The sequence below is a fragment of the Chitinophaga sp. W2I13 genome (assembly GCF_050434005.1).
In the GTDB taxonomy this organism is placed as follows: Bacteria; Bacteroidota; Bacteroidia; order Chitinophagales; family Chitinophagaceae; genus Chitinophaga.
Map to the genome: position 1 here is coordinate 4,188,317 of NZ_JBNPWD010000001.1, position 23,673 is coordinate 4,211,989.

Annotated in this window: 23 protein-coding genes and 2 tRNA genes; 14 read left to right on the plus strand and 11 right to left on the minus strand. The window is 45.7% G+C overall.

The window, feature by feature from the left end; genetic code table 11:
* Window positions 1-85: 85 nt before the first annotated feature.
* The 5 genes from QFZ48_RS17480 to QFZ48_RS17500 all read left to right on the plus strand — a co-directional run bounded on the left by QFZ48_RS17480 (window position 86) and on the right by QFZ48_RS17500 (window position 3,205).
* A complete protein-coding gene (locus tag QFZ48_RS17480) occupies window positions 86-1,105 on the plus strand; it encodes a glycosyltransferase family 2 protein (RefSeq protein WP_429050785.1) in 1,020 nt (339 codons plus the stop codon).
* Window positions 1,106-1,211: 106 nt separating this feature from the next.
* Complete coding sequence (locus QFZ48_RS17485; RefSeq protein WP_370908358.1) at window positions 1,212-1,412, plus strand: hypothetical protein; 201 nt, start codon at window positions 1,212-1,214, stop codon at window positions 1,410-1,412.
* A 163-nt stretch (window positions 1,413-1,575) separates the two neighbouring features.
* The gene (locus QFZ48_RS17490; RefSeq protein ID WP_429063092.1) at window positions 1,576-2,802 is read left to right on the plus strand and encodes a PepSY-associated TM helix domain-containing protein; all 1,227 of its coding nucleotides are present in this window, start codon (window positions 1,576-1,578) and stop codon (window positions 2,800-2,802) included.
* Between the two features lie 227 nt (window positions 2,803-3,029).
* Window positions 3,030-3,105 (plus strand) — tRNA-Gly (locus QFZ48_RS17495).
* A 27-nt stretch (window positions 3,106-3,132) separates the two neighbouring features.
* Window positions 3,133-3,205 (plus strand) — tRNA-Gly (locus QFZ48_RS17500).
* A 66-nt stretch (window positions 3,206-3,271) separates the two neighbouring features.
* On the opposite strand, the gene QFZ48_RS17505 is transcribed toward QFZ48_RS17500, so the two are convergent.
* A complete protein-coding gene (locus tag QFZ48_RS17505) occupies window positions 3,272-4,441 on the minus strand; it encodes a hypothetical protein (protein ID WP_429063093.1) in 1,170 nt (389 codons plus the stop codon).
* Window positions 4,428-5,408 carry a DUF2157 domain-containing protein gene (locus tag QFZ48_RS17510; protein WP_429063094.1) on the minus strand — a complete coding sequence of 327 codons (981 nt, stop codon included), beginning with the start codon at window positions 5,406-5,408 and terminating at the stop codon, window positions 4,428-4,430. Before QFZ48_RS17510 ends, QFZ48_RS17505 begins: the two co-directional genes overlap by 14 nt.
* Window positions 5,409-5,540: 132 nt before the next feature.
* Here QFZ48_RS17510 and QFZ48_RS17515 point away from each other — a divergent pair, with 132 nt between their 5' ends.
* Both QFZ48_RS17515 and QFZ48_RS17520 read left to right on the plus strand, forming a co-directional pair.
* Window positions 5,541-6,413, plus strand: coding sequence for an SMP-30/gluconolactonase/LRE family protein (locus QFZ48_RS17515; RefSeq protein WP_429063095.1), 873 nt, complete (start codon window positions 5,541-5,543; stop codon window positions 6,411-6,413).
* Window positions 6,414-6,596: 183 nt separating this feature from the next.
* A complete protein-coding gene (locus QFZ48_RS17520; protein WP_159454320.1) occupies window positions 6,597-6,890 on the plus strand; it encodes a GNAT family N-acetyltransferase in 294 nt (97 codons plus the stop codon).
* Window positions 6,891-7,026: 136 nt separating this feature from the next.
* Here QFZ48_RS17520 and QFZ48_RS17525 read toward each other — a convergent pair whose 3' ends face one another.
* On the minus strand, window positions 7,027-7,527 hold the full coding sequence (locus tag QFZ48_RS17525) for an OmpH family outer membrane protein (RefSeq protein WP_429050778.1): 501 nt from the start codon (window positions 7,525-7,527) through the stop codon (window positions 7,027-7,029).
* A gap of 362 nt (window positions 7,528-7,889) precedes the next feature.
* Between QFZ48_RS17525 and QFZ48_RS17530 the strand changes: the two genes are divergently transcribed.
* The 4 genes from QFZ48_RS17530 to QFZ48_RS17545 all read left to right on the plus strand — a co-directional run bounded on the left by QFZ48_RS17530 (window position 7,890) and on the right by QFZ48_RS17545 (window position 12,487).
* Window positions 7,890-8,465 (plus strand): RNA polymerase sigma-70 factor, encoded by a 576-nt coding sequence (locus tag QFZ48_RS17530; RefSeq protein ID WP_370908352.1) that lies wholly within the window; start codon window positions 7,890-7,892, stop codon window positions 8,463-8,465.
* 10 nt (window positions 8,466-8,475) lie between these two features.
* Complete coding sequence (locus QFZ48_RS17535) at window positions 8,476-9,453, plus strand: FecR family protein (RefSeq protein ID WP_429050777.1); 978 nt, start codon at window positions 8,476-8,478, stop codon at window positions 9,451-9,453.
* 15 nt (window positions 9,454-9,468) lie between these two features.
* Complete coding sequence (locus QFZ48_RS17540; RefSeq protein ID WP_429050776.1) at window positions 9,469-11,277, plus strand: STN and carboxypeptidase regulatory-like domain-containing protein; 1,809 nt, start codon at window positions 9,469-9,471, stop codon at window positions 11,275-11,277.
* Between the two features lie 70 nt (window positions 11,278-11,347).
* Window positions 11,348-12,487, plus strand: coding sequence for a hypothetical protein (locus QFZ48_RS17545; protein WP_429063096.1), 1,140 nt, complete (start codon window positions 11,348-11,350; stop codon window positions 12,485-12,487).
* 46 nt (window positions 12,488-12,533) lie between these two features.
* On the opposite strand, the gene QFZ48_RS17550 is transcribed toward QFZ48_RS17545, so the two are convergent.
* Window positions 12,534-13,403 (minus strand): hypothetical protein, encoded by an 870-nt coding sequence (locus tag QFZ48_RS17550; RefSeq protein ID WP_429063097.1) that lies wholly within the window; start codon window positions 13,401-13,403, stop codon window positions 12,534-12,536.
* 60 nt (window positions 13,404-13,463) lie between these two features.
* Window positions 13,464-14,330: a helix-turn-helix domain-containing protein gene (locus tag QFZ48_RS17555; protein WP_429063098.1), complete on the minus strand. Its 867-nt coding sequence runs from the start codon at window positions 14,328-14,330 to the stop codon at window positions 13,464-13,466.
* Between the two features lie 78 nt (window positions 14,331-14,408).
* On the opposite strand from QFZ48_RS17555, the gene QFZ48_RS17560 reads away from it, so the two are divergent.
* Together QFZ48_RS17560 and QFZ48_RS17565 are read left to right on the plus strand one after the other, a co-directional pair.
* Window positions 14,409-14,828 (plus strand): hypothetical protein, encoded by a 420-nt coding sequence (locus QFZ48_RS17560; protein ID WP_429050772.1) that lies wholly within the window; start codon window positions 14,409-14,411, stop codon window positions 14,826-14,828.
* A gap of 192 nt (window positions 14,829-15,020) precedes the next feature.
* The gene (locus QFZ48_RS17565) at window positions 15,021-17,558 is read left to right on the plus strand and encodes a phosphocholine-specific phospholipase C (RefSeq protein ID WP_429050771.1); all 2,538 of its coding nucleotides are present in this window, start codon (window positions 15,021-15,023) and stop codon (window positions 17,556-17,558) included.
* 43 nt (window positions 17,559-17,601) lie between these two features.
* Here the strand turns inward: QFZ48_RS17565 and QFZ48_RS17570 are convergent, their stop codons facing one another.
* The 6 genes from QFZ48_RS17570 to QFZ48_RS17595 form a co-directional block, all read right to left on the minus strand.
* Window positions 17,602-18,297, minus strand: coding sequence for a hypothetical protein (locus QFZ48_RS17570; protein WP_429050770.1), 696 nt, complete (start codon window positions 18,295-18,297; stop codon window positions 17,602-17,604).
* Window positions 18,294-19,292, minus strand: a complete 999-nt coding sequence (locus QFZ48_RS17575; protein WP_429063099.1) for a glycosyltransferase — start codon at window positions 19,290-19,292, stop codon at window positions 18,294-18,296. The genes QFZ48_RS17570 and QFZ48_RS17575 overlap by 4 nt, the downstream gene beginning before the upstream one ends.
* Window positions 19,293-19,311: 19 nt before the next feature.
* Window positions 19,312-20,325 (minus strand): glycosyltransferase, encoded by a 1,014-nt coding sequence (locus tag QFZ48_RS17580; protein ID WP_429050767.1) that lies wholly within the window; start codon window positions 20,323-20,325, stop codon window positions 19,312-19,314.
* The gene (locus QFZ48_RS17585) at window positions 20,304-20,915 is read right to left on the minus strand and encodes a class I SAM-dependent methyltransferase (protein ID WP_429050766.1); all 612 of its coding nucleotides are present in this window, start codon (window positions 20,913-20,915) and stop codon (window positions 20,304-20,306) included. Before QFZ48_RS17585 ends, QFZ48_RS17580 begins: the two co-directional genes overlap by 22 nt.
* Window positions 20,916-20,938: 23 nt before the next feature.
* On the minus strand, window positions 20,939-21,889 hold the full coding sequence (locus QFZ48_RS17590) for a hypothetical protein (protein ID WP_429063100.1): 951 nt from the start codon (window positions 21,887-21,889) through the stop codon (window positions 20,939-20,941).
* 62 nt (window positions 21,890-21,951) lie between these two features.
* Window positions 21,952-22,770 (minus strand): DUF5672 family protein, encoded by an 819-nt coding sequence (locus QFZ48_RS17595; protein WP_429063101.1) that lies wholly within the window; start codon window positions 22,768-22,770, stop codon window positions 21,952-21,954.
* Window positions 22,771-23,008: 238 nt separating this feature from the next.
* Here QFZ48_RS17595 and QFZ48_RS17600 point away from each other — a divergent pair, with 238 nt between their 5' ends.
* Window positions 23,009-23,596, plus strand: a complete 588-nt coding sequence (locus tag QFZ48_RS17600) for a hypothetical protein (RefSeq protein ID WP_429050763.1) — start codon at window positions 23,009-23,011, stop codon at window positions 23,594-23,596.
* Window positions 23,597-23,673: the final 77 nt, after the last annotated feature.

The window sequence follows — 23,673 nt, forward strand, 5'->3', positions numbered from 1 at the left end:
ATCTGTAATGATTCGCAAATATTAGAATCCTTTGTTGCATATTTGCATCTCAAAAATAATTGTTCACGCATAAACGTAATTGCCGTTGTCCGTATTGCCATCAGTAGCAGTTGTTATTTTAAATTGGAATGGGAGATCTTTTCTGGAAAAGTTCCTGCCATCAGTTTGCCGTTCTACCTACGGCAATCTGCAGCTGGTGCTGGCCGATAATGCCTCTACGGACGACAGCGTGGCTTTTGTGGCGGAGCATTACCCGCAGATCCGGATTATTCAGAATCCCCGGAATGATGGGTTTGCCGGCGGGTACAATGATGCTTTGCAGCATGTGCAGGCCGACATTTACGTGCTGCTCAACCAGGATGTGGAGGTAGAACCAGGCTGGATAGAGCCCGTAGTGGCACTGATGCAGCAGGATACGAAGATTGCTGCCTGTCAGCCTAAAATGCGGGCTTACAAAGATCCCGATGAATTTGAATATGCAGGAGCAGCCGGTGGCTGGATGGATATCCTGGGCTATACGTTTTGCCGGGGACGCATCCTGTACACCACAGAGAAAGACAACGGACAGTATGATGATGTGAAGGATATTTTCTGGGCAACCGGGGCGGCATTGTTTATTCGTTCGGCCTGTTATCACCAGGTAGGAGGCTTCGACCGCGATTTTTTTGCACATATGGAAGAAGTAGACCTTTGCTGGCGGCTGCAAAGAGCGGGGTACCGCATTTGTTACTGCCCCGATTCCAGGGTGTTTCACGTAGGAGGAGGGAGCCTGCCCCAGGGCAATCCCCGCAAGCTGTACCTGAACTTCAGGAACAACCTCATGATGCTGTGGAAAAACCTGCATAGCGAAGACCGCTGGATAGTACTGGTACAACGTTTTTTCCTGGATATACTGGCAGGCGTTAAAAGCCTGGTAGCGGGAAAGCCAAAGGATATGGCGGCTATTTACCGGGCCTATAGGGATTATTATCGCTGGCGCAGGAACTATGTGAAGAAAGATAACCTGCCGGAAATGAAGCTGATGAAAATGAGTGGTGTGTTTCATGGTATTATGATCTGGCGCTATTATTTTCTTGGACACAAACATTTTTCTGAATTGATTTAGGCAGCGGCAGGCTTCGGGAAAAGTTGCTTATCTTACAAAATAACCCGGTATGAAAATTCGAAAATTTCAAAATATTATGTAGGTTTGCACCGGAAATAAACTGATTATGGAACAGAATACAATAGAAAATAAGTACGATATCACTATAGACAAGGTTTCCCGTTCCCGCTGGCTTTTCTACGTACAATTGTTTTGTATGGTAGCCTTTATCGTGGGAGTTAGCTACGGGCTTTACGCACACAGATACAAGGGCAAGCCAGAAGTAAAGGTGCAGGAAAGTTCGCTGTACAATCCGAAATATAAATAAGCTTCGGCTTCAACATAATTATCCAGCCTCCACCGGTTTTCCGGTGGAGGCTTTTTTATGCCTTTCCGTTTTGCGTAAATAAAATTCCCGATCCGATCCGTTTTTCTGACCATTTGAATCGACTTTTGTATCTCCGGAATGATATCTACCGGAGGGTGTTAGTATGTTTAAACGGACGGACAAGTTAAAGAAGAAGCAGCACAAGTCGCTGTTCAGGGTAGTTGTGGATAAGTTGCATCTCTGGCTGGGGCTGGGGGCTGGCATTATCGTGCTTATTGTAAGCATCACCGGCTGTTTATTCGTTTTTCAGAAAGAAATAAACGATTATTATTATCGTGAAATATTATATGTAACCCCGCAAAATACACCCTTCCGCCCGGTAAGCGAGCTGAAAAAGACGGCGCAGGTTGTCCTAGGGCCTGATAAACCGGCAATGACGATCACCACCTACACCAGGCCGGATATGGCCTGGGAGTTTATGTCCTATAAAGGCAACGATACGGCATTGACCTATTTTGGCACCCTGGAGCACTATGAATCGGTGCTGGTGAACCCTTACACGGGAAAGGTGACCGGGAAGATCGACTATAAATACAATTTCTTTTCGATTGTAAAAGGGATCCACTGGAGCCTGTTGCTGAACGATAAGTACGGACAAACCATTGTAGGCTGGAGCACTCTCATTTTTGTGGTCCTGATGATCACGGGGTTGATCATGTGGTGGCCAAAGAAGTGGAACAAAGCTAACCGTGATAAGAGTTTTAAAATAAAATGGAAAGCAGGCTTCAAAAGAGTGAACTACGACCTGCATAATGTACTGGGTTTTTATGCCATGCTCATTGCATTGGTGGTAGCTTTTACCGGCATGGTATGGGCGTTTACCTGGTTCCAGACAACAGTATATGTAGTGGCTTCCCGCAGCACTACGCCGCCTGATATAAAACAGTATCAATCTGCCAAAACGGCTGCACAGCTGAGCCAGGACCCGCTGGATATCGCTTACAGCAAAGCTCTGCCCATACTGAAAGATGCAAAGCGCCTGTTCATTTACCCGGCAGCAGGTGAAACCGGCGTGAACATCATCAGCGGAAATAAAAGAGCCGAAACCTACTACGGCTCGGATAACCTTACCTTCGACCAATACAGCGGTGCATTGCTTGGAAGAAGGAACGACTCGCATAAAAATGCCGGAGAGCGGTTAATAGATATGAATTACGATATCCATGTAGGCGCTATTGCAGGGCTGCCCGGTAAGATCCTGGCCTTCATTATCAGCCTGATCTGTGCATCGTTACCGGTAACGGGTTTTTATGTATGGTGGGGTAAGCGGAAGAAATCGAAAAAGAAGCCTGTGGTGATCCGTGCATCTGCGGTACCGAGCACAATGTAAATAAAAAGTATTACTTATTTTTCTGTTGAAATGCTTTTCCCTGTTGTGTTACAGGAAGTTGCTCTATACAGCGGCGTAAAAAATATTCGAAAAAGTTTCAAAAAAAATTTTGTGTTTTCAGTCCGTTTCCTATCTTTGCAATCCCAACGAAAACGCCACGGGGCAAAGCAAACGAAAGAATGCGGTTCAATGGGAGAGTTCTTAAAATAACAAAGTTTTTAATACCTGCGAAAGTAGCTCATTTGGTAGAGCACGACCTTGCCAAGGTCGGGGTGGCCGGTTCGAGCCCGGTCTTTCGCTCCAGTTTTTTATAAAGTTCTTAATACATCTGCGAAAGTAGCTCATTTGGTAGAGCACGACCTTGCCAAGGTCGGGGTGGCCGGTTCGAGCCCGGTCTTTCGCTCTAAAGCCTGACTGATCATTTCAGTCAGGCTTTTTTTATGCCCGGAGGGGAAAGACTGTTCCACTTTTAATATCCTCCGCTTGCCCCGCCACCACCACCGGTACCACCGCCAAACTGTACATCATTACCAGCAGGTTGCGCACCCGGCGCATAAGTTTGCGCAATGATCAGCGACTCCAGTCTTAGTTTATCTGCCAGCGAAGGATCTTCAGGTTCTGCATAGGTGAAGCCATGCTTCGGTTCTTTCAGGTAACGGATCAGCGCCCAGGCGCCCACCGTGAGTACAAGGCCGCCTATCACCATTGCAGTTTCCAGCGGAAGCACGCTATAATAATAACGGATGGTAAATACAATAGCCGCCAGCAATATCATACCCGTGCGCAGCAGCACGGCATCTTTTTTACGGATGCCCAGGTAAAGATATACTACCGGGATAACGGCTGTGTAGATCCAGAAGAAGATAGCGCCCGGAATACTTTCTCCGTCCTGCAGCTGCAGATCAAACATCGCATTACTCAGCTCCCTTACCACGAAATAGTTACCAGCCAGGTAAAGCGTGAGTAAAGACAATACAGATACCACCGTCAGGCAATGTTTATAATGCCTGCTACTATGATAGGCGGATATTTTCTTTGCTGCCACGTACGCCGTAATAGAGACGAACATGATAAGGAACGGCACAATGGTTTTGGCAACAGGCCCCAGTTTGATCGCCACGGCGAATATAAATCCTAAAAAAGCCAAATAAGCCACACCTGCCATCAGCATATCTGCAAAGCGTAAGACAGCCAGCACGGTAACAAAGCCAACCACGAAACAGATAGTAGAAGCAGAGATCCGGTCTACGATGACCATGCTGCTGCAAATAAGCATTACAGCGCCCCATAACAGGGCATCATCAACTCCCGCGCGGAATAACTTCTTCTCACGGATAAACATTTCCAGGATACCGTAACATACCAATCCGGCGAAAATACAAAGACCGGCAAACCCGTCTTCGTTACGCAGCAGATCCATTGCCATCAGCGATAGCAAGCCAAGCGAAAAAGAAATGATCACCACCGTAAGAATAAACAAACCGATTTTAATCACAGGGTTTGGTGTATAAAAATTTACCGGGTGCGCTGCTTCAATAGCCTGATAAGCAGGCACGGTGATACAGTTTTTCCGAAGCGCTTTTTCTGCTTCTTCTTTTATTTCAAGGTTGTCGAGTGTTTGGGAATTATACGCTAGCATGTTTAATTTTTTTGTTGAGACTGATCAATAATACAATGACCCCGATGGCAGAACCAATGAAGTACAATAACCCGAGATACAGGCCGCCGATATCGTTTGTTAATATAAGTAAACGCACCACGGCAATACTCACTGCGATATAGCCATATAAAACGGTGATCAGCACAAAGTAGAACGACCGCTCTTTGAATGCTTCTTTAAAAAGAAAGAAACCAATAACTGCCATGAATGCAAGCCAGGCGAGCCAGCTGGCGTCAAACACGCACATGCCAGCAATACAGGCAATGAAAATGATGTGCGCCCCGAAGTTCTGGTAGGTAAAGGCAAAGTGTTTTTTCAGATTTTTCCAGGCAGACAGGAATGCCAGCCCTAACAGGAGTCCGCCCAGTATCACGCCCGTATAAATAAGCTGTACACTGCCAAAGTCGTTGGCGGATAATAGCTGGAAGGGCGTTACTGCAATGCCCATCCAGGCGGCGAGGTTGGTGATCGCCATCGACAGCACTCCCAGGTGATCGAAGTAATAGGCACTCACGGTGAGCACGGCCAGTGGTATAAAAGTGGCCAGTCCATAGGCAGTACCAAATGCGGTGTATTGAAACTGGAGATAACCCACAAAGGTGACAAACGTGAGGCAACCTAACAGTAACGCATAATCGAAAAAAGCATTAGGCGAATTTACTTTACTCCATGAAAAAGGCGCTTTTTTCCGGATGCAGTAACTAAAGCAACCGGCGCAGATTACACCAATGATCATCAATATTACCTGGTGACCAATAGTGTCGATATTTTTATAGATCAGGATGCCAAGGCCACCGCTCAACAGCAGTACGCCCAGGTACAGTAGTGTTTTGATTTCCCAGTGGAGGGAGAATAGCTGCTGATCTTCCGCAGTTTTAACTGCTGTAAGCTCCGCATCATTTATCAGTTCTGCTGCGCGGAGTTTTTCAAATACTTTAATGTTCATAGATGGAGTTAAGGTAGTTGGAATTAACACTCGTTAACTCCTGCAATATACAATATCAGCGCACAAAACGATATATTGTGGTGTACGGAAATGAATAGCAATACTGCTTTTATTTAAATCAACAGCGCGAACATGAAAACATTCCAGGCCTCCATATTATCTGCATTAACTTGTGAACTAGGCGAAGGCGCTTGCTGGTGGCCGGAAAGGAATAGCTGGTGCTGGGTGGATATCCTTGGGTTTACAATTTATATACAGGACGTAAACGGTTACCAGCAGCAATTTTATGTTGGCGACTATGTAACCACGCTGGTGCCGGTTGCCGGCAGGAATGAGCTGGTGGTGGGTTTGAAAGATGGCATTGCCTTTTTTTCTCCGGAGCAGGGATTGGGTAAACGTATCGCTGTGCTGGAGGAACGCAGCCAGGTGCGCTGTAATGATGGTAAATGTGACCCTGCGGGCAGGTTGTGGATTGGCACCATGCAGATGCCGGCAGAAGAAGGAACGGGTAACCTGTATTGCATCAGCGGATCAGCAGCGCCTGTATTAAAATTGGGCGGTGTAACCATTTCCAATGGGTTGGTGTGGCAAGGAAATAAAATGTATTACAACGATACGCATACCCGTACGGTACAGGAATTTAGTTATGATGTTTCCACTGGTGCGATTGCCTTTACAAGAGTGGCCTTGCATATTCCGCCGGAAATGGGCTGGCCGGATGGCATGGCAACAGACAGTGAAGGGATGTTGTGGATAGCCCATTGGGGCGGTTACGGTGTATACTGCTGGAATCCTGAAACCGGTGAGTTGCTGGGAAAAGTGGAGGTACCGGCGCCACATGTGTCTTCTTGTGCTTTTGGCGGCCCGGATATGAATGAACTGTTGATTACAACCGCACGGGAGCACATGACAACCGGGCAGGTGGCTGAATTCCCCCTTAGTGGCAGTGTGTTTCACGTAAGGCTACCTGTTAAAGGCTTACCTGCCAACTACTTTAGGTATTAATTATTTTTACATATTATTGTTTCACGGTTTTCTGCTATATTATTAGTATATTTGCAGACGGAATCAGCTTTTTCAGGGTATTTTAATACCATTCGTACTATCTTATTTCAACTTCCCTTTGCATAAGATACTTCCCTTTAGTATGCTACCGCTAGAAACATCATGTAAAAAATAATTATGATCATGAAGGATTTTAAAATTATTGACAACAAAGAGGCCAGGCAGTTTGAGGCGCATATCGCCGGACAAATGGCTAAAGTTATTTACGAAAGAAACGGAAGCCGTATTTTCCTGACTGGTGCAGAAGTGCCTCCGGTATTGGAAAAGCAGGGTGTATTGCCAATGATGCTGGGAAAAGTTATGGAGGAAATTTCTGCACAGAATATCCGTATGGTGCCTTCCAGCAAAAAAGTGGCTGAATTCGTACGCAGCAATCCTCAGTGGAAAACGCTGCTGGCACATGGCTTACACATATAGCTCTTTATTTTACATTTGACATTTAGTTATTTAATTATTTGCGGGCCATCCACATTATCAGTATCAGAATGGCGGAAGATTCATCAGGCATTGAGACCAGTCAAATAACTAAATAACTAAATATTCAAATGCCCTTCTACCTGATTCCCATCTTCACCTTGACTGCTGACATCAGGTCATCGGCTTCTGCGGATACCAACACCGCGTCTCTGGAGTTATCAATCACCAGCGTATAGCCCTTTTCATTAGCTACCGCTTTTAAAATCTTTTTTGCTTTATCAAGAATAGGTGTCAGCAATTGCTGCTCCCTGGTATTCATTGCCTGTTCGGACATCTCTTTATATTTCTGGATATTGGCCTGCAGCGCTTTGATCTCAGATACTTTCACTTCCTTTATAGCCGGACTTAACGTATGCTGGGTACTGTCAAAATCAGTCACCTTCTTCGTGTACTCGGCCACCAGCTGCTGCCCGTCGGCATTCAGCTTTTCCTGTAAGATATTTAATGAATCTCCTGCCAGCTTACTTTCCGGCATCATACCAATCATTTGTTGAAAATTGATGTAGCCCGTTTTGGACTGGGCAAACAGAACAGTACTTCCTAACAGTAACAGGCAAAGTGTACAGATAAATTTCATCGGGATAATTTCCACAATAATAATCGTCCAGTTGTGAAATATTCTTTAACACGAATATAAAGTAATGTTAAAGTGACGCGCGAAGGTTGTCTTTCTCAGGATTTAACTGATTATGCGGATTACCTTGATTTTGTTTTTGCATGATTTTCAGATTACTTAATAACATGTTATAAAACATTGGTTTATATATTATATAATCATTATAAAATCAAAAAAATAAAATCAAGATAATCCGCATAATCAGTTAAATCCTGAGAAAGACAAACTCCGCGTAGGGGTAAGTGCTTAGAAAGGTGTCGTATAATAAATCAGTTCAATTGGCAGAAGGAATTATATTTGACGTTAGATATCAAACCCTAGGCATGGAATTTATAAATCCGGGTAACACTGCAGCACCGGTAATAGAAAACTCATTAACATTTGAACAGGTTTTTAAAACTCATTTTAAAGGCTTGCATGCTTATGCATGTACCTTATTAAAAGACGAAGTGATGGCGGAAGAGATGGTACAGAATGTCTTTTGTAAGCTGTGGGAAAAATCAGGTGATATAAAAATAAAGCAATCTGTTTCGGGGTACCTATACCGGGCAGTGTATCACGAGTGCATTAATTATCTGCGGCACCAGAAAGTGAAGGCTACCCACCAGGCACATACCAAATACCAGATGAGCAATGACCATGATACCGGTAACGCATCCGGCAAAGTAATGCTGCGGGAGCTGGAAGAGAAGCTGGACGCAGCTTTAATGGCACTACCTGAAAAATGTCGCACCGTTTTTCAGCTCAGCCGCTTCGAAGAACTGAAATACCAGGAAATAGCAGATCGCCTGGATATCTCTATAAAAACTGTGGAAAATCAGATGGGCAAAGCGTTGCGCTTATTACGACTCAACCTGGTAGATTTTCTGCCCTTGTTATTAATTTTGCTCCACCTGTAAAAGTGCATCCGTGAAAAAGACATCTACACATATAAACGACGACCTGCTGGTAAAACACCTGCTGGACATTACCACACCATCCGAAAAAGCAGCCGTAAACGCATGGCTGGCAGAGGATACGGAGCACCAGCGCTATTTTGAACACTTCCGCCTGATATGGGAGGAGAGCCGTAAACTGGCCGCAGTAAGCACTGTGAGTGAAAGTGATGCATGGTCGCGCTTCCAGCAACGGGTAGGCACCAACGAAAATACCACCCGCATCGTAAAACTGGATACCGGCATTGCCTGGCGACCTATACTCCGCATTGCCGCCATATTCATTGTCATGATAGGCGCTGCCGGCGCCTGGTTTATTTCGCAAAACCGGAATACCCCGCTGATCGTGAGCTCCGGGGAACAAATCAAACAGGACGTTTTGCCGGATGGCTCCCAGGTAACACTGAATAAAAAGTCTACTATTACCTATGCCGGCAACAGGAAACAACGCTCGGTAAAACTGGAAGGCGAAGCTTTTTTTAACGTGGCACAGGACCCCGGAAAACCATTCGTGATAAAGGTGAATGATGTAACAGTGACGGTATTAGGTACTTCTTTCAATGTTAAAAGTATACACGGTAAAACAGAAGTAATTGTGGAAAGCGGCGCCGTGGAAGTAACAAAAAACAATAACAGCGTACAACTGAAGCAACATGAAAAAGCGGTGGTAACAGACCAGGAGACCGCTCCCAGCAAACAAAGTAATACAGATGAATTGTATAACTACTACCGCACCCAAACATTTGTATGCAATAACACTCCTTTATGGAAACTGGTGGAGATCCTGAATGAAGCATATGGCGTAAACATTGTTATTGCAAATAACGATAAACGCAATCTGCAGATTAACTCTACCTTTACCAACAGTTCGCTGGATAGCACTTTAAAAGTAATCGGGCTTACTTACGAGATCACCGTGGAGAAACAGGGATCACAAATCACACTGAAATAATAGCCTTCGTACTGTATGTTACTACCTAAGCAATTGCTGACATTATTATTTGTTTGTTGTTTTTCACTTCCACTGGCGGCCCAGCAGCTACTGAACAAAACGGTTAGCATCGATGCGAAGCAGCGGCCACTTTCGGAAGTGCTTACCACCATCAGCAAGCAGGGCAACTTTTATTTCTCGTATCTCAGTACCATCCTCCCACAGGATAGCCTGGTAAGCATCTCCGAAAAAAATAAAACGGTAAAACAGGTACTCGATATTTTATTCAACGGTGATTATTTATATAAAGAATCGGGGAACTATATCATCCTGCTGAAAAAATCGTCGGGACAAGTATACTACCTGATCAGCGGGGTCGTCACGGACCGGAAAACAGGACAACGGCTACCCAATGCGAGTGTGTATGAACGACAGCAACTCATTTCTACGCTAACAAACAACGACGGTTTCTTCAGGCTGCGGTTAAAGGATAAATATCCTACCGCAGCCATTAGTGTTAGTAAGGACCTCTATGCAGATACTTCTCTTTTGCTTACTACTGGCTACGACCAGGAAATTACTGTAAGTATTGCTCCTGCTACTTATCAGCTGAAAGTGGTGGATATAACCGGGCACTCGCACGTGGAAAAAACCTGGTTCGGTAACATGTTTTTATCTTCCCGTCAGAAGCTGACCAGCTTGAATATTGGTGGCTTCCTGGCTGACAAGCCATACCAGGTGTCTCTCACGCCGGGTTTGGGAACCCATGGCAAAATGAGCGGACAGGTAGTGAATAAGTTTTCCATGAACATGCTTGGTGGCTATGCTGCCGGGGTAGATGGCGTGGAAATAGGTACTGTTTTCAATATTGTGAAAAACGATATGCAGCATGTGCAAATCGCCGGCATGGTGAATGTAGTTGGAGGAAAAACCAAAGGCGTGCAACTGGCAGGCTTTCACAATAATGTACTGGACTCCATGAAGGGCGTACAGGTGGCTGGTATCAGCAATATCACGGAAGGCAACATGGAAGGTGTGCAAATCACCGGCGGTATTGGCCAGGTATACGGAAATATGAATGGGGCATCTATACAAGGGATCGCGGGTGTGATACGAGGTAATACACGAGGCTGGCAGGTAGCCGGTGGAATTACTTATAACGGTAAAAATCTCGACGGGCTGCAACTGAGCGGCCTGGCCAATTATAACGCAAAAGACGTTTATGGTGCGCAGATTACAGGTGGCGGCAATATTAACCGTGGGGTGATGAAAGGCGTGCAGATTGCCGCTATTTTTAACTATGCGCGGCAAATGGATGGTGTGCAGATTGGGCTGGTAAATATTGCAGATACGGTAACGGGGTATAGTATCGGCATCATCAATATTGTGCGTAAAGGGTACAAAAAAGTGGTGTTATTCAGTACAGATGTGCTGCCTTTTAATATCGCCTGGAAAGCCGGTCGCAGTGAGCTATACAGCATCCTGCTGGGTGGCGGGGATTTTGGCGAAAACAATAAGGCATGGTCGCTGGGATATGGTATCGGTAAAATTATCCCGTTTAATAAAACGTTGTCGTTATCTACAGAAATTACCGCGCAGAATATTTTCCTGGGCAGCTGGGAGCGTAATACACAGATCTTCCGTTTACAGCCTTCTCTCCAGGTGAAACTATCCAAACGCATCAGCTTATTTGCAGGGCCCGCGATGGCGATTTATTTTGACGATAAAATAAGACCCATGCCCGGTTATAAGTCGGTCGATTTTGGTGCGCACTATCCCTCTTTTAATATAGGCAACTCAGTTACTTCCTGGCTGGGATGGCAGGCTGGTATCAGTCTTTTTTAAATTTCATTTTCCGCATAGGGGTATAAGTTCTTCAACGTGTCGTTATACAGTACGAAATAACTAACACACCATGAGAACATTTTACTTCAGCAGCCGGATCATTTGTTTTTTTGTTTCCGTTTTATTCTTTGTCACAGCGGCTTACGCGCAAACGCCGCTTACCAGTCCTGCGCATATTGGTTTTGTATACCCGTTGAGCAGCAATGGAAAAAATGCAGCAGCCTATACCAATCATTTTTCATTACATATTATTGCCGGCATGTCCAAAGCTGAAACAGGCGCGGCTATCGCGGGTATTTCCAATATCATCAAAGACAGCGCTACCGGTGTACAGGTAGCGGGGTTTTCCAATCACATTGGTAAAACGTTTCGCGCAGTTACGGTAGCAGGTTTTATGAACCAGGTGAAAACCAGCGCCAACGGCGTTATGGTGGCAAGTTTCCTGAACCTGTCCGGCAGTTTGCAAGGTTTCCAGATGGCAGGTTTCGCCAACCTCGTGCGCCAGGATGTAAAAGGTACGCAGATAGCAGGTTTTATGAATATGGGCGCTAATAATTCACAGGCGCAGGTAGCAGGATTTACAAATATTGTAAAGAAAGATGCCAACGTACAGATAGCCGGCTTTATGAATAAAGCGGAGAATGTGCATACACAGATAACCGGTTTCCTGAATATTGCCAAAAAGGTGAAAGGCGTGCAGATAGGTTTTATTAACATCGCGGACAGCAGCGAATGCCCGATTGGTGTGATCAACATCGTGAAAGGCGGGGAAAAGCAGGTGAGTGTAAGCATCGATGAAACTGCCACCACCATTGCCTCTTTCAAATCAGGCGGAAGAATATTGTACGGTATTCTCGGAGTGGGATATAACTTTAAAGATAATCCCAATCCGCTGTACGCCCTGCAGGCGGGTATTGGTGCGCATCTTCCATTGTTGTCACATTTCAGGATCAATGCAGAAGCCACCACGCTGGTGCTTTCCGATTTCAAAAAAGGATATTATCACCGTCAAACACTGGGCATATTTCCCGCCTACCGCTTCGGCAGCAGGGTAGAAGTATTTGCCGGGCCTACGCTTAATTTCGTGCAAACGGAACATGCTGTGGGAGCGGAGTTGAGCAACCATTATGTATGGTCCGAGCATAGGAACAACGACAAATTTCATGGTGGATATATTGGCGGAACCGCCGGTGTACAGGTAAGATTGTAAGCATTATTTTCAGTGGAGGAAGCGCACTTCCTCCACTGAAATATTTTTATTTTGAGATATTGTACCGTAACACGTTTCCCTCCAGCATAGCAGGTACAATCGCCGCACCGGTGGCATCCAGTGTAAAATCAGCCGGGCCGGCAATCAGTTCCTCATTCAGCGTGGTGATAAGGCCACTGGCCAGGTCCAGTTTAAGCAGTATTCCTTTCTTCTCAAAAGCTACCCAGTCGGATACGATCAGCTGTGTATTATGTGTTGCAAGTGCAATGCCATCATAATAACCCGGCCGGCTGGTGAGGGGTTTGAATACTTTCTCCGTTGCTGTCATATCTATATAACCAATTTGTCCATCTGGTTTATTATTGCCGCCAAAGCCGCACACATACAGCTTTTTACTGCGGGCGTCATATGTCACACCATTGGTACCTTTTATGGGCGTGGTGTATACCAGTTCCTCAACGCGCGGATTTTTACCGGGATACACCAGGAAGAGCTTATTTACATCAGTTGCAGAAACCACCAGGGTAGTGTCGTTGATGGCGGTGATATCATTCACGAAAACGGTGGCGGGTGCTAAGCTGATATTGTATAACTGTTTACCGGTGCTCAGGTCGTATCCCTTTACTTTATCGATATCTGCTACAAAGAGCGTGTGATGCAGGATAAAAGCGCCTTTAGGTGCATCCAGTCCTTTTGCGAAGACGGTGCCGTTGCCTTTTTTGTCCATACGGAAAATGATCCCGTTACCATCTTTTTTGGTGGGGTTGCCGCCTTCGCCAATGTCCGCAATATAATAGCTGTTGTTGTCTGTTGCTACGCTTTCCGGCGCGTGCATAAATGCGGAATTATTGAGTTTTTGTTGTGCAAAAGTATGACCGGCCATCAGGATGAAAGCCAATACGGATATACGTTTCATAGTTGATAATATTTTTATCAAAGGTATATCCGACGGAGATGGAGCAGTAGCAGGAATCGTTCAGAAAATAGCATTTTTAGCCCGTTGTGCATTTTTGGGTGTAGTGCCGTATAGCTGCCGGTATTGTTTTATAAAGTAAGATACATTTTCAAAGCCGCACTCGTAGGCGATTTCATTGACATTGTTGCGGGAATGCAGGAGGAGTTCACGGGCATGTTTCAGCCGTTCTTCATTGATCCATTTTTTTGGAGGAGCATCGTACAGGCGGGCAAATTCCCTTTTAAAGCTGCTAAGACTTAGCCCGCACATTTTCGCATATTCTTCCAGGGTAAAAGGTTGAAAAAGGTTATTGCGGATGATCAGGGAAATATTTTCCGCACTGTTGTCGAAAAGATGGGAAAGGAATGCCCGGACAGATTGCCGGTGTTCGCCGCAAAGCAACAGCAGCAGTACTTCCTGTATTTTCAGTTCCAGCAACCGGGTGGTATGGGTGTTGGGATGCTCCAGGTAATCCAGGATGCTGTTCCGCACTTGCAGCAGGTTATTTTTACAGGAGATGACTACCGGGGATCCCGCTTGTGTGGTAGGAGCGGATATGCCATCTTCACTGATAAAGGAACGGAGCAAGGTATCATCTACGCAGAGTAAAAGCGACTGGTAATCGGTGCCATCCGTAATAAAATCGGTCATCAGATACACGCCTCTTTTCAGCAGCACCAGGTCGCCGGCATGTGCAATAATATCACCTTCCGGGAAGTGCATATGCTTGGTGCCCCGTAGAATGAACACAAGGGAGTTTTCTGTAAGAAACCCCTGTTCTTCACCGGGTTCACTAGATTGCCTGAACCACGCCACCAGTGACTTCCCGGCATGTTGTTGCCGGACGGCCGGTATATGTTCAAAGGCCTTTGGGTATCGCAGTAACATACCATAAAAATACGGATTAGCGCGGAATTATATGTTTATGGCATTGTATTTGGTAAAATAAATTAAAAGCAACTCAATATGAAAACATGGTTTTACCTGCCGCTGCTGTTACTGGGTTTTATATTGCCCGGTTGCACAAAAACAACCAATGAAGTAGTCATCCCTAACCAAACGATTTTGTTTGAAATAAACCCGAACGACTGGGGATTTGATGCTGCTACCGGCGTTTACTTTTACTCCATTCCTGTATCGGAATTAAATAATGTAAACCAGTTGGATGGTGTGATCGTTTCTATGGCCAGATATGATGCCAGCAACCCAACAGTGGTACCACAGTCATTTGAATTATTGCCGCAGGTGTATAACAATCAGTCTTATTTCATTATTCACGATGATCAGGCAGTAGAAGTAGATATCAAAGGTGTAAACGGTGTTAACTCACAAAAACCGGCTACCAAAGTGAGAGTGAAAATTGTGTTGATACCTTCTGCGCAGTAAACCGGCTTTACCATTTCTCAACATATATAAAGGCTTCCGTGGAAACGGGCGCCTTTTTTATTTCCGTTAAACCGGAACCATAATAATAAAATAACAGCCATTCTTCATAGTAAGTTGCGTATAGCACAGGATTTTTACTATTTTCCATCTTTCGTAATCCCTTTACAGTGTACATGAAAAATTCAACGAATAATGGATAACAGAAGAGATTTTATTAAGAAGGCGGCGTTGCTATCCGGAGCTGCCGGCGTTTTCAGTGCCCTGCCGGCGTCTATCCAGCGGGCAATGGCCATTGATCCCAAGCCGGGTACCACGTTCCTGGATGCAGAACACATTGTAGTGCTGATGCAGGAAAACCGCTCCTTTGACCACTGTTATGGAACGCTCCGCGGAGTACGGGGCTACAATGATCCACGTGCTATCCAGCTGCCCAATAAAAACCTGGTGTGGTTGCAGAGCAATGCCAACAATGAAACGTATGCCCCTTTCCGGCTTAACCTGAAAGAAACAAAGGCTACGTGGATGAGCAGCCTGCCGCATTCATGGGGTAACCAGGTAGATGCCCGTAACAACGGCAAATACGATAAGTGGCTGCTGGTAAAAAAATCAGGCAATAAAGACTGGGCCCCGATGCCCCTCACACTGGGTTATTATAACCGGGAAGATATCCCGTTTTATTATTCCCTGGCAGATGCGTTTACCGTATGTGACCAGAATTTCTGCTCCTCATTAACCGGTACCACGCCCAACAGGCTTTATTTGTGGACGGGTACCCTGCGAGATGAGCAGAAGGCTGATTCCAAAGCTAACGTATGGAACGAAGATGTGGACTATGGCCGGGAAGCGCATTGGACCAGCTTCCCCGAACGCCTGGAAGACAACGGCGTTTCCTGGAAAATTTACCAGAATGAAATCAGCGCCGCGGGCCTGGAAGGGGAAAAGGACGGCATGCTGGCCAACTTTACCGATAACCCTATAGAGTGGTTCGCTGCCTATAATGTTCGTTTCGCAGCGGGGCATATCCAGTACCTGCAACGCAAAATCAAAGAACTGCCCGCTGAAATAAAAACACTGGCATCCAAACTGGCTGGCACTTCCGGGGAGGAAGCCACCAAGCTGCAAAAGCAACTGGATCAGCGTAAAGCGGAACTGGAAAGAGCAAAGTCTGATGCAGAAAAGTTTACAGCGGCTAATTTTGCAAAATTGCCGCAGCGCGCGCAAAATCTTCATAAAAAAGCATTTACCACCAATATTGGCGATCCTGATTACCATGAGCTGGAAACTCTCACCTACAAAGACGGAGACACGGAAAGAACTGTGCAGGTGCCAAAAGGAGATATCCTCCACCAGTTCAGAACAGATGTAAATGAGGGCAGGCTGCCAACTATTTCCTGGCTGGTGGCACCGGGCGAATTCTCCGATCACCCTGGATCGCCATGGTATGGCGCCTGGTACGTATCTGAGGTACTGGATATCCTTACCCGCCAGGAAGAGGTATGGAAAAAGACCATCTTCATTTTATGTTATGATGAGAATGATGGCTATTTCGACCACGTACCTCCGTTTACCGCACCGCATAAACCCGGTACCGGCAAAGTGTCTGCAGGAATTGATACCGGTATTGAATATGTAACACGTGCGGAAGAAGAAGCAAAGAAATATCTCAGCGCAGATGAAATCAGGGAAAGCCCTATCGGGCTTGGATACCGCGTACCATTGGTAATTGCATCACCCTGGAGCCGTGGTGGCTATGTAAATTCACAGGTATGCGACCATACTTCCATCCTGCAGTTAATGGAGCATTTCCTGGAGCATAAAACCGGTAAGCCAGTTAAAGAAACGAACATCTCTGCTTGGCGCCGTACGGTGTGCAGTGATCTTACTTCCGTATTCCGTCCTTTTAATGGGGAAAAAATATCAGTGCCATTTCCTGAAAGGAACGAGTTCATTGAAACGATCTACAATGCGAAGTTCAAGAAGCTGCCGGATGAATTTAAGTTGCTCACTGCGGAGGAAATTGCGAAGATCAACGCCAATCCCGCCACAGCAGAATGGATGCCACAACAGGAGAAAGGTATCCGTGTTGCCAACGCATTGCCTTATGAATTATACGTAGGCGGAAAACTGGGAGCGGATAGGCAATCGTTTGAGATCAGTTTTGAAGCGGCCAGCAAGGTATTTGGCGACCGGGCTGCCGGCGCTCCCTTCAATGTATATGCGCCCGGCAAATACCTGCAGGAAACCACGCAAACAATGGAACCGGTACGCACCTGGTCGTACGCTGTGAAGGCAGGAGACCAACTGAAAGATACCTGGCCGCTATCGTCTTTTGAAGACGCGCATTATCACCTGAGAGTATATGGCCCCAACGGGTTTTATCGCGAGTTTACCGGCGATGCCGGCGACCCGCAGGTGGAAATCCAGTGCAGCTATCAACGGACCCTTACCAACAGTAAGAAGCTGACCGGGAACGTAGAATTGAAACTGGTAAACCGCGGCACACAGCCGGCTACCTTTACCATCAGCGACCTGGGGTATAACAAAGGCGTGCTGAAGAAAACAGTAGCCGCACGAACAACCGCCACCTTAGTAATAGATCTGGCTAAAAGCCACGGCTGGTACGATTTCTCTGTAAAGACCACCGGCAGTGACGTGTTTGCACAGCGCTATGCCGGCAGGGTGGAAACCGGGAAAGAAAGCATGAGCGACCCGGTAATGGGAAGAGTATAATAATATTTACCTGAAGGCGTCTCTTTAACAGGAGACGCTTTTTTTATTGTCCTATGGGAGGAGATTGTTTTTTATCCGTGAGCTTCAAACGGAGTTTGGTAAATAACGGTAATATTGATTTACACTTCTTTATAAAGCGTTGCGATAAATCGTGACGCGACAGGAACGCATGATAAATGCGATCGTTGTAAGTAGTGCCGTATCCGAATTTATTATGTTCCGGATGATGCAGATACCATTGCTCGTCTTCGATATGGGTGGGCCACCAGTATTTTACATGGCCGCCCTGCCGGATAATTTCTTCTGTCAGGTTTTGCCCTGCATCCATATCTTCTGTCATATTCATATCCGGGTATCCCAGCTCTTTCAGATAAGCCGTGGAAATACCGAAGAAGAATGGCGAAACGTACAGGTTTTTTGCATCGCGCAGGTGATTAGCCGTTTGCGCGGCGCCGGCAATGGTACGGGGTTCGCGAAGATCTTCCAAAAGATCAGATAGCCACTCTTTACGCGTGGGCACGCAATCAATATCAAAAAAAATCAGGTAGTCGGTATCAGTAACGGTTCTGCATATATGATTCAGAAAATCGCCATGACTGAATTGTTCATCAATAATATGATGTACCGGTACTCCGAATTTACCAAACACCGCTTTTTGGTACCGGGGTACGCGGGGATTTACTTTATGATTATAAAAAGAGAATACCTTAAACTGCTTTCTTCTTTCTCTTGCCATCATTTATTATTTAAGAATTTTTTAATTGAGCTGGTTACTTCGTCCTGTTCGCGTGCAAATGGCGACAGGTAAAAGAGTACCTGTCTTTCTGTTGTCAGATCCCTTTTAGATAAACCTATTCTTGCCAGCAGTATCCGGAAGGGAGTTATTGCGAGTAAGCGCCACCTGTTTTTATGTTTGTTTTTGTTGTGCAAGAAGAGCGCCCTGTCGTACACGCTCAGCACTTTTGTGGCTTCGCGGATGCCGTCCATCAGGCGGTCCCTGTAATCTATTGTTAATCTTTCTGCCGGTATAAAATGTTTCAGCTTCAGATCTTTATCATAATATAAAGTAAACCCCCACAGGAGCAGGCGTTTGCAGTATTCGAAATCGTCGCCGGTGGTGAGTTTTTCCCCATTCCTGCCGTTCAGGAGGGAAGGGTACCTGTCGTCAAATACCTGCAGGAACAGCGCCCGGCGGGTAATCAGCCCGGCGCCGAGCACAAACCCGCGATGTGTTACATCGCCCGATTCTTCCGCGGGAATGCCAATGGCATATTTATCTTTATATTCTTCAAACCAGTCGGGATAAGCTGCCGAATTTGTTACCGGAACATTTTGTCCGCCTGCAGCTCCTATCTTTTTATCTTTCAACATCACCTGCCATGAAAGATAAACGTAGTTTTTATCCAGCAGGTTATCATCATCACAAAATATGAGGCATTCATAATTAGCTTCCCTGGCGCCTCTTTTCCGGGCATACATTTGCCCGCGTGTAAGCTCCTCCACTACCCGGCAGGTGGCGTTCGCCGGTTTATTTTCCTTCCACACCGTGCTGGTGTATTCAACGGTGTTATCTGTTGAGGCGTTGTTAACTAATATAATCTCCCAGGAAAAATCTTCCGGAACTACCTGTTCATTCAGATGCGCTAATGTTTGCGGCAGCCGGGAAGCGCTGTTATAGCAGCAAATAATAACTGAAACGCCTTTCATATTACTTTCCGGAATCTTCCACTTCATATTGATAATTATTTTTAAGCTACTCCACTTTTAGTATCCTTACTATCTGGTTTACCGGCAACGGTATTGGTTTATCCAGTGCGGTATAGGTGCCCGCATTGGTGGCAATGAATTCCACGAGGTCAAACAACTTGTGCGGATCTTTACTCCACCGGGCCCTGATGAATTTCTTCAGGGATTTCCGGGAGAATTTCCATCGCGGCATTATTTTTTGTTCGAGCGATCTTTTTTGTTCAGGGAATACCTGTAACAGGCAGGTTTCATAACAGATAAATGTGCCATACAGCAAGCGTTGAAGGTATTGGCTGTTGGCCCGGCTGCGGGGTATGATATGCGTAAGTTTCAGGGCGGGGGATACGCCTGCCTCGTATCCTTTGCTGATGCAGTGTAGTACCATTTGGGTATCTTCTCCGCTGCTGAGTTTATTCCCTTTTCTTCCCGAGGCGGTAAAGCGTCCCTGGCGGGCCAGCTGCACAAATTCTTTTAACAGGGAAGCGGTGGTGCAAAGACCGGTACCAAAAGGATAACAGGATTGCCATGAAGTTTCGCGTGCGGTTCTTACCGTTTGTTCTTCCCGTTGCTGAAAGGCCATGCTGGCAAAATGCATAATGGCAGCATCTACGCCGTCAATGAAATCCACCTTCACCTTGCCAGGGCCCCAGGCTGCCACGTTAGGGAATTGTTCGTTTAGTTTTTTTAGTTCCCGGAGGTAATCCCTTTCCGGTTCATTGTCGTAATCAAAGTATACGATAAAGTTGCCAGCGGCTTTTTCTATGGCCGCCATCCGTGCATAATTTACGCCCTGTTCAGGTACCAGGAGGAGGTGCATGCCGGGGATCTTTTCTTCAAACTCCTTTACATATGATTGCTGGTGGAGTGGGAGATCGCTGTTATTATCCACTAAAATAACTTCGGTGGAAATGCCGGTAGTGTCCAGGCGGTATACTGCTTCCAGGCAACGTTGCAGGATGCGTTCGTCCGGGTTAAAGGTGCATATGACCAGCGAATAATCTATCGTTTTTTTCCAATCCATAACGAGTCATATTGCCTGGAAAAATTAAAATGGTCGCCTGCCAGGTTCTGGATTACATAAGTAGGTCCCAGTTCATCCCGGTCCGGGTAGTAATCGTGGAAAGCGATGTAGCCGCCTCTTACCACTTTAGAGGCGTATAATTCAAAATCCGATCTGCATCCTGCGATGGAGTGGTCGCCATCGATAAAGAGGAAGTCGATCTTTTGAAAATCGTTGTGCATTTCATATGAGTAGCCTTTCTTCACGATGATTTTATCATGAACAGACAGGCGTTCCATATTTTCCGTAAAGCGGATCAAAAGATCGGTAGTGGCGCCTTTTTCTGCATATTCTTTCCGGCTTCCCTGGTCGAACCCTGCGTCTGCATTAAATGGATCAATCGCATAGATTTTTCCTGACCGGAGTCCTCTTGAAATGCAGTAAGTGCTTTTGCCCTGCCAGCTGCCAATTTCCACCACTACCGCATCGCGACGCAATTTGCGTGCGGTAAGGAACAGCCCCAGTGCTTCCCGTTCGGTTAGCCATCCATCTATTTCGTAATAGGGGTGGATCTTTTTCAGGGCAGATTTTTCTATCATTTTTTTAAACATACTGCTGGACGTTTGAGGATGATTTATTTAAAAAGACTTCTTACCCACCGTTTAAACCGTCTTCTCAGCAGTTGCTCTTTTTTTACTTTTTGCCATTTCTCTTCGAGCCTAAAGTCTTTGCTTAAAAAATAATAATCGGCGCGTTTTTCCGGCGTAAAATGCAAAGGATGCACCAAAGGTTTTTCCAGTTGTTCCGCCGGTAAATTGGCGTGATCTTCCGGGACATTATAAGTGTGGGTGGCATCCGGCCTGAACCCTAAGTTGCTGATCAGATTTACATTTGGTGTAATACATAGTCCATTCCGGAAAAAGTTAATCAGGTTAAACTGGTAGTCCCAGGAATCTATTTCTTTTCTTTTTAATTTTTGAAAGATTTCGATCCATCCATCGATCAGGAACTGATCACTAAAGATATTTTCCAGTACAGCAACGGCGTCTTTTTCGTTATAGTGTTCCAGGTCGATGTCGTATGCTTCCCATGCCCGCCGCCAGCTTGCCCATCCCCAGATGTGGCTGTATTGTGAGAAATAATAGCTGCCGTTTCCCCACTTTTTTCCCATCTGCAAATTGGTACCGGTGATATTTACCATACGGGTATCGTGCCGGTACCGGGGAAGCAGCTGATCGCAAAAGTAGAAGAAGTCGTTGGTGGGCAGGCAATCATCTTCCAGGATAATACCTTCCTCTTCCTGTTGAAAAAACCAGGTCACAGCTTCCGCTACAGCAACCTTGCAACCTTTATTTTCTTCACTGAATAGTTTGTGCACGCTGCAGTCCCAATCTACCTGGTCATAAATCATTCTTGTTTCCCGGCATAGCTGTGTATCTTTTTCTACACCGGCTCGTGGTCCGTCTGCAGCGATATACAACTTAGCGGGCCGGGCTTCTCTTACCCGTTCAAATATTTTTAAGGCAGTATCAGGTCGGTTGAAGGATAATAATAGGACAGGTGATTGCACATGATAATTGGCCATACCTGATAAATAGATGTATAGTAAATTTAATAAAATGATGCATGGTAAACAAGGATAACTGATCAGTGCACAGTTATCTTCTTTATATGTTCTTTCCAGAAAGGAAATCTGAACCAGGCATGGCATCCGAGTGGTAACCTGCCGTTATTTAATTCATACAGCCGTTCTGGATTTACTTCAAAACTGAATGCAGCGGCGGTTTCCGGCGGAGCTGTTTTGAATGAGGGATCCAGGAGTGGAACTACCTGCGTCCAGATCATATCTTCATTAAAATTTTTCCCGGTATAATATTTTTTAAGATGGATATTAAAAAAGATAGCGTCCTGATCCTGTTTTATTCTTTTCCGTAAAGCGGCGCAGTTGGCATAAATAAAATGGTAGAACTTCCATCTTAGCCTATATCTTCTAAGTAATTTCAGCACGCTAAGACATGACTGTATATTCCGGATAGAAAAACCGGAATTAAGCGCACCATGGAATGGTGCATCCGGTGTTGCATTCAGGTATCCCTCAAAAACAGGCGCTCCTATAAAATCGAAATCGAATCCATGATGCTCGTGTACTTTGGAACTGAAGATATAAGCATCCAGTTCGTAGGTCATCATAAATTCGTAGTCAGCAAATTGCTGGTAAAACGGAACAGATAATTTCATCCGGTTATAGTTTGCCAGAGAAGAAAGCCATGACGGAGCTACCGGTTTTGGGATGAGCCCGGGATGAATTGCGAGAAAGAGGTCGACGGGCAAGCCTTCCGGGAAAACAAGAAAACAGTCGAATGCTTTTAAATGCCTGTAGCAAGCGTGTAGCGATAACGTTTCCTCCTCGGACAACACGGACTTATGTACAGGTATTATTACACAGAGTTTGCGGTGCACGGTCATATTTTAACTATAGGTTATTAAAGAAATGGTTCAGATGATAAAAAGGGTCTATTGTATTTAAACCAACAAAGAGCGATTTTGTTTTAGCCAGGGGCAGGAAGTTATGGAGGGCTACCTGAACTAAATTATCGCATTTTTGTTGTTTGTTTTTTTGTATATTGACTAACGTGTTAAAGATCCCGTTGCCTTGCATCTCCACATATCATTAATTATATTAAATCATCCAAAATCTTCCTTTATGAAATTTTCTTCCCGTCACCTGCCCCTGATGTGCTTATTTGCTGTAATTCTGGCTTTTGCTGCCTGCTCCAAAGACGGAGCCCAGGGCCCTGCCGGAAATCCTGGCCCTGCTGGTCCAGGGGGCCCCGCCGGTCCTGCCGGCCCCGGTGGCCCCAAAGGTGATACCGGTGTGGCCAATGTGATCTACTCGGACTGGCTCAACGTTGCTTTTGATAGTATCCGGGATGAAAATGGCGTGCCAACCGGCGATGGCTTTATTGGCGCCATAGAAATTCCCAAACTGACCAAGGAGATACTATCCAAAGGCGTCATAAATGTTTATTTCAACATTGATTCGGCCGATGCACCTTATATCGTGCCTTTGCCTTACGTGGACCCCTACCTGTTTGTAAGTTTCCGCGCCTCCGAAGGAGGAATCGTTATCCTGGCCAGTCATGATCTCAGCTCGGGCAATTACCCCGGCGAAAAAGTGATCCAGCAGTTCCGTTATGTGCTGGTTCCTGGCGGCGTTGCTGCCCGTAGCGCCAGTGGAGTGGACTGGAAGAATTATAAGTCAGTACAGCAATACCTGGGACTAAAAAATTAACACAGATATTTTCGTGAGAAAGCCCTCCTGGTATCCTCGGGAGGGCTTTTTGTTGAGCTATATGCACAGTTTGTTCC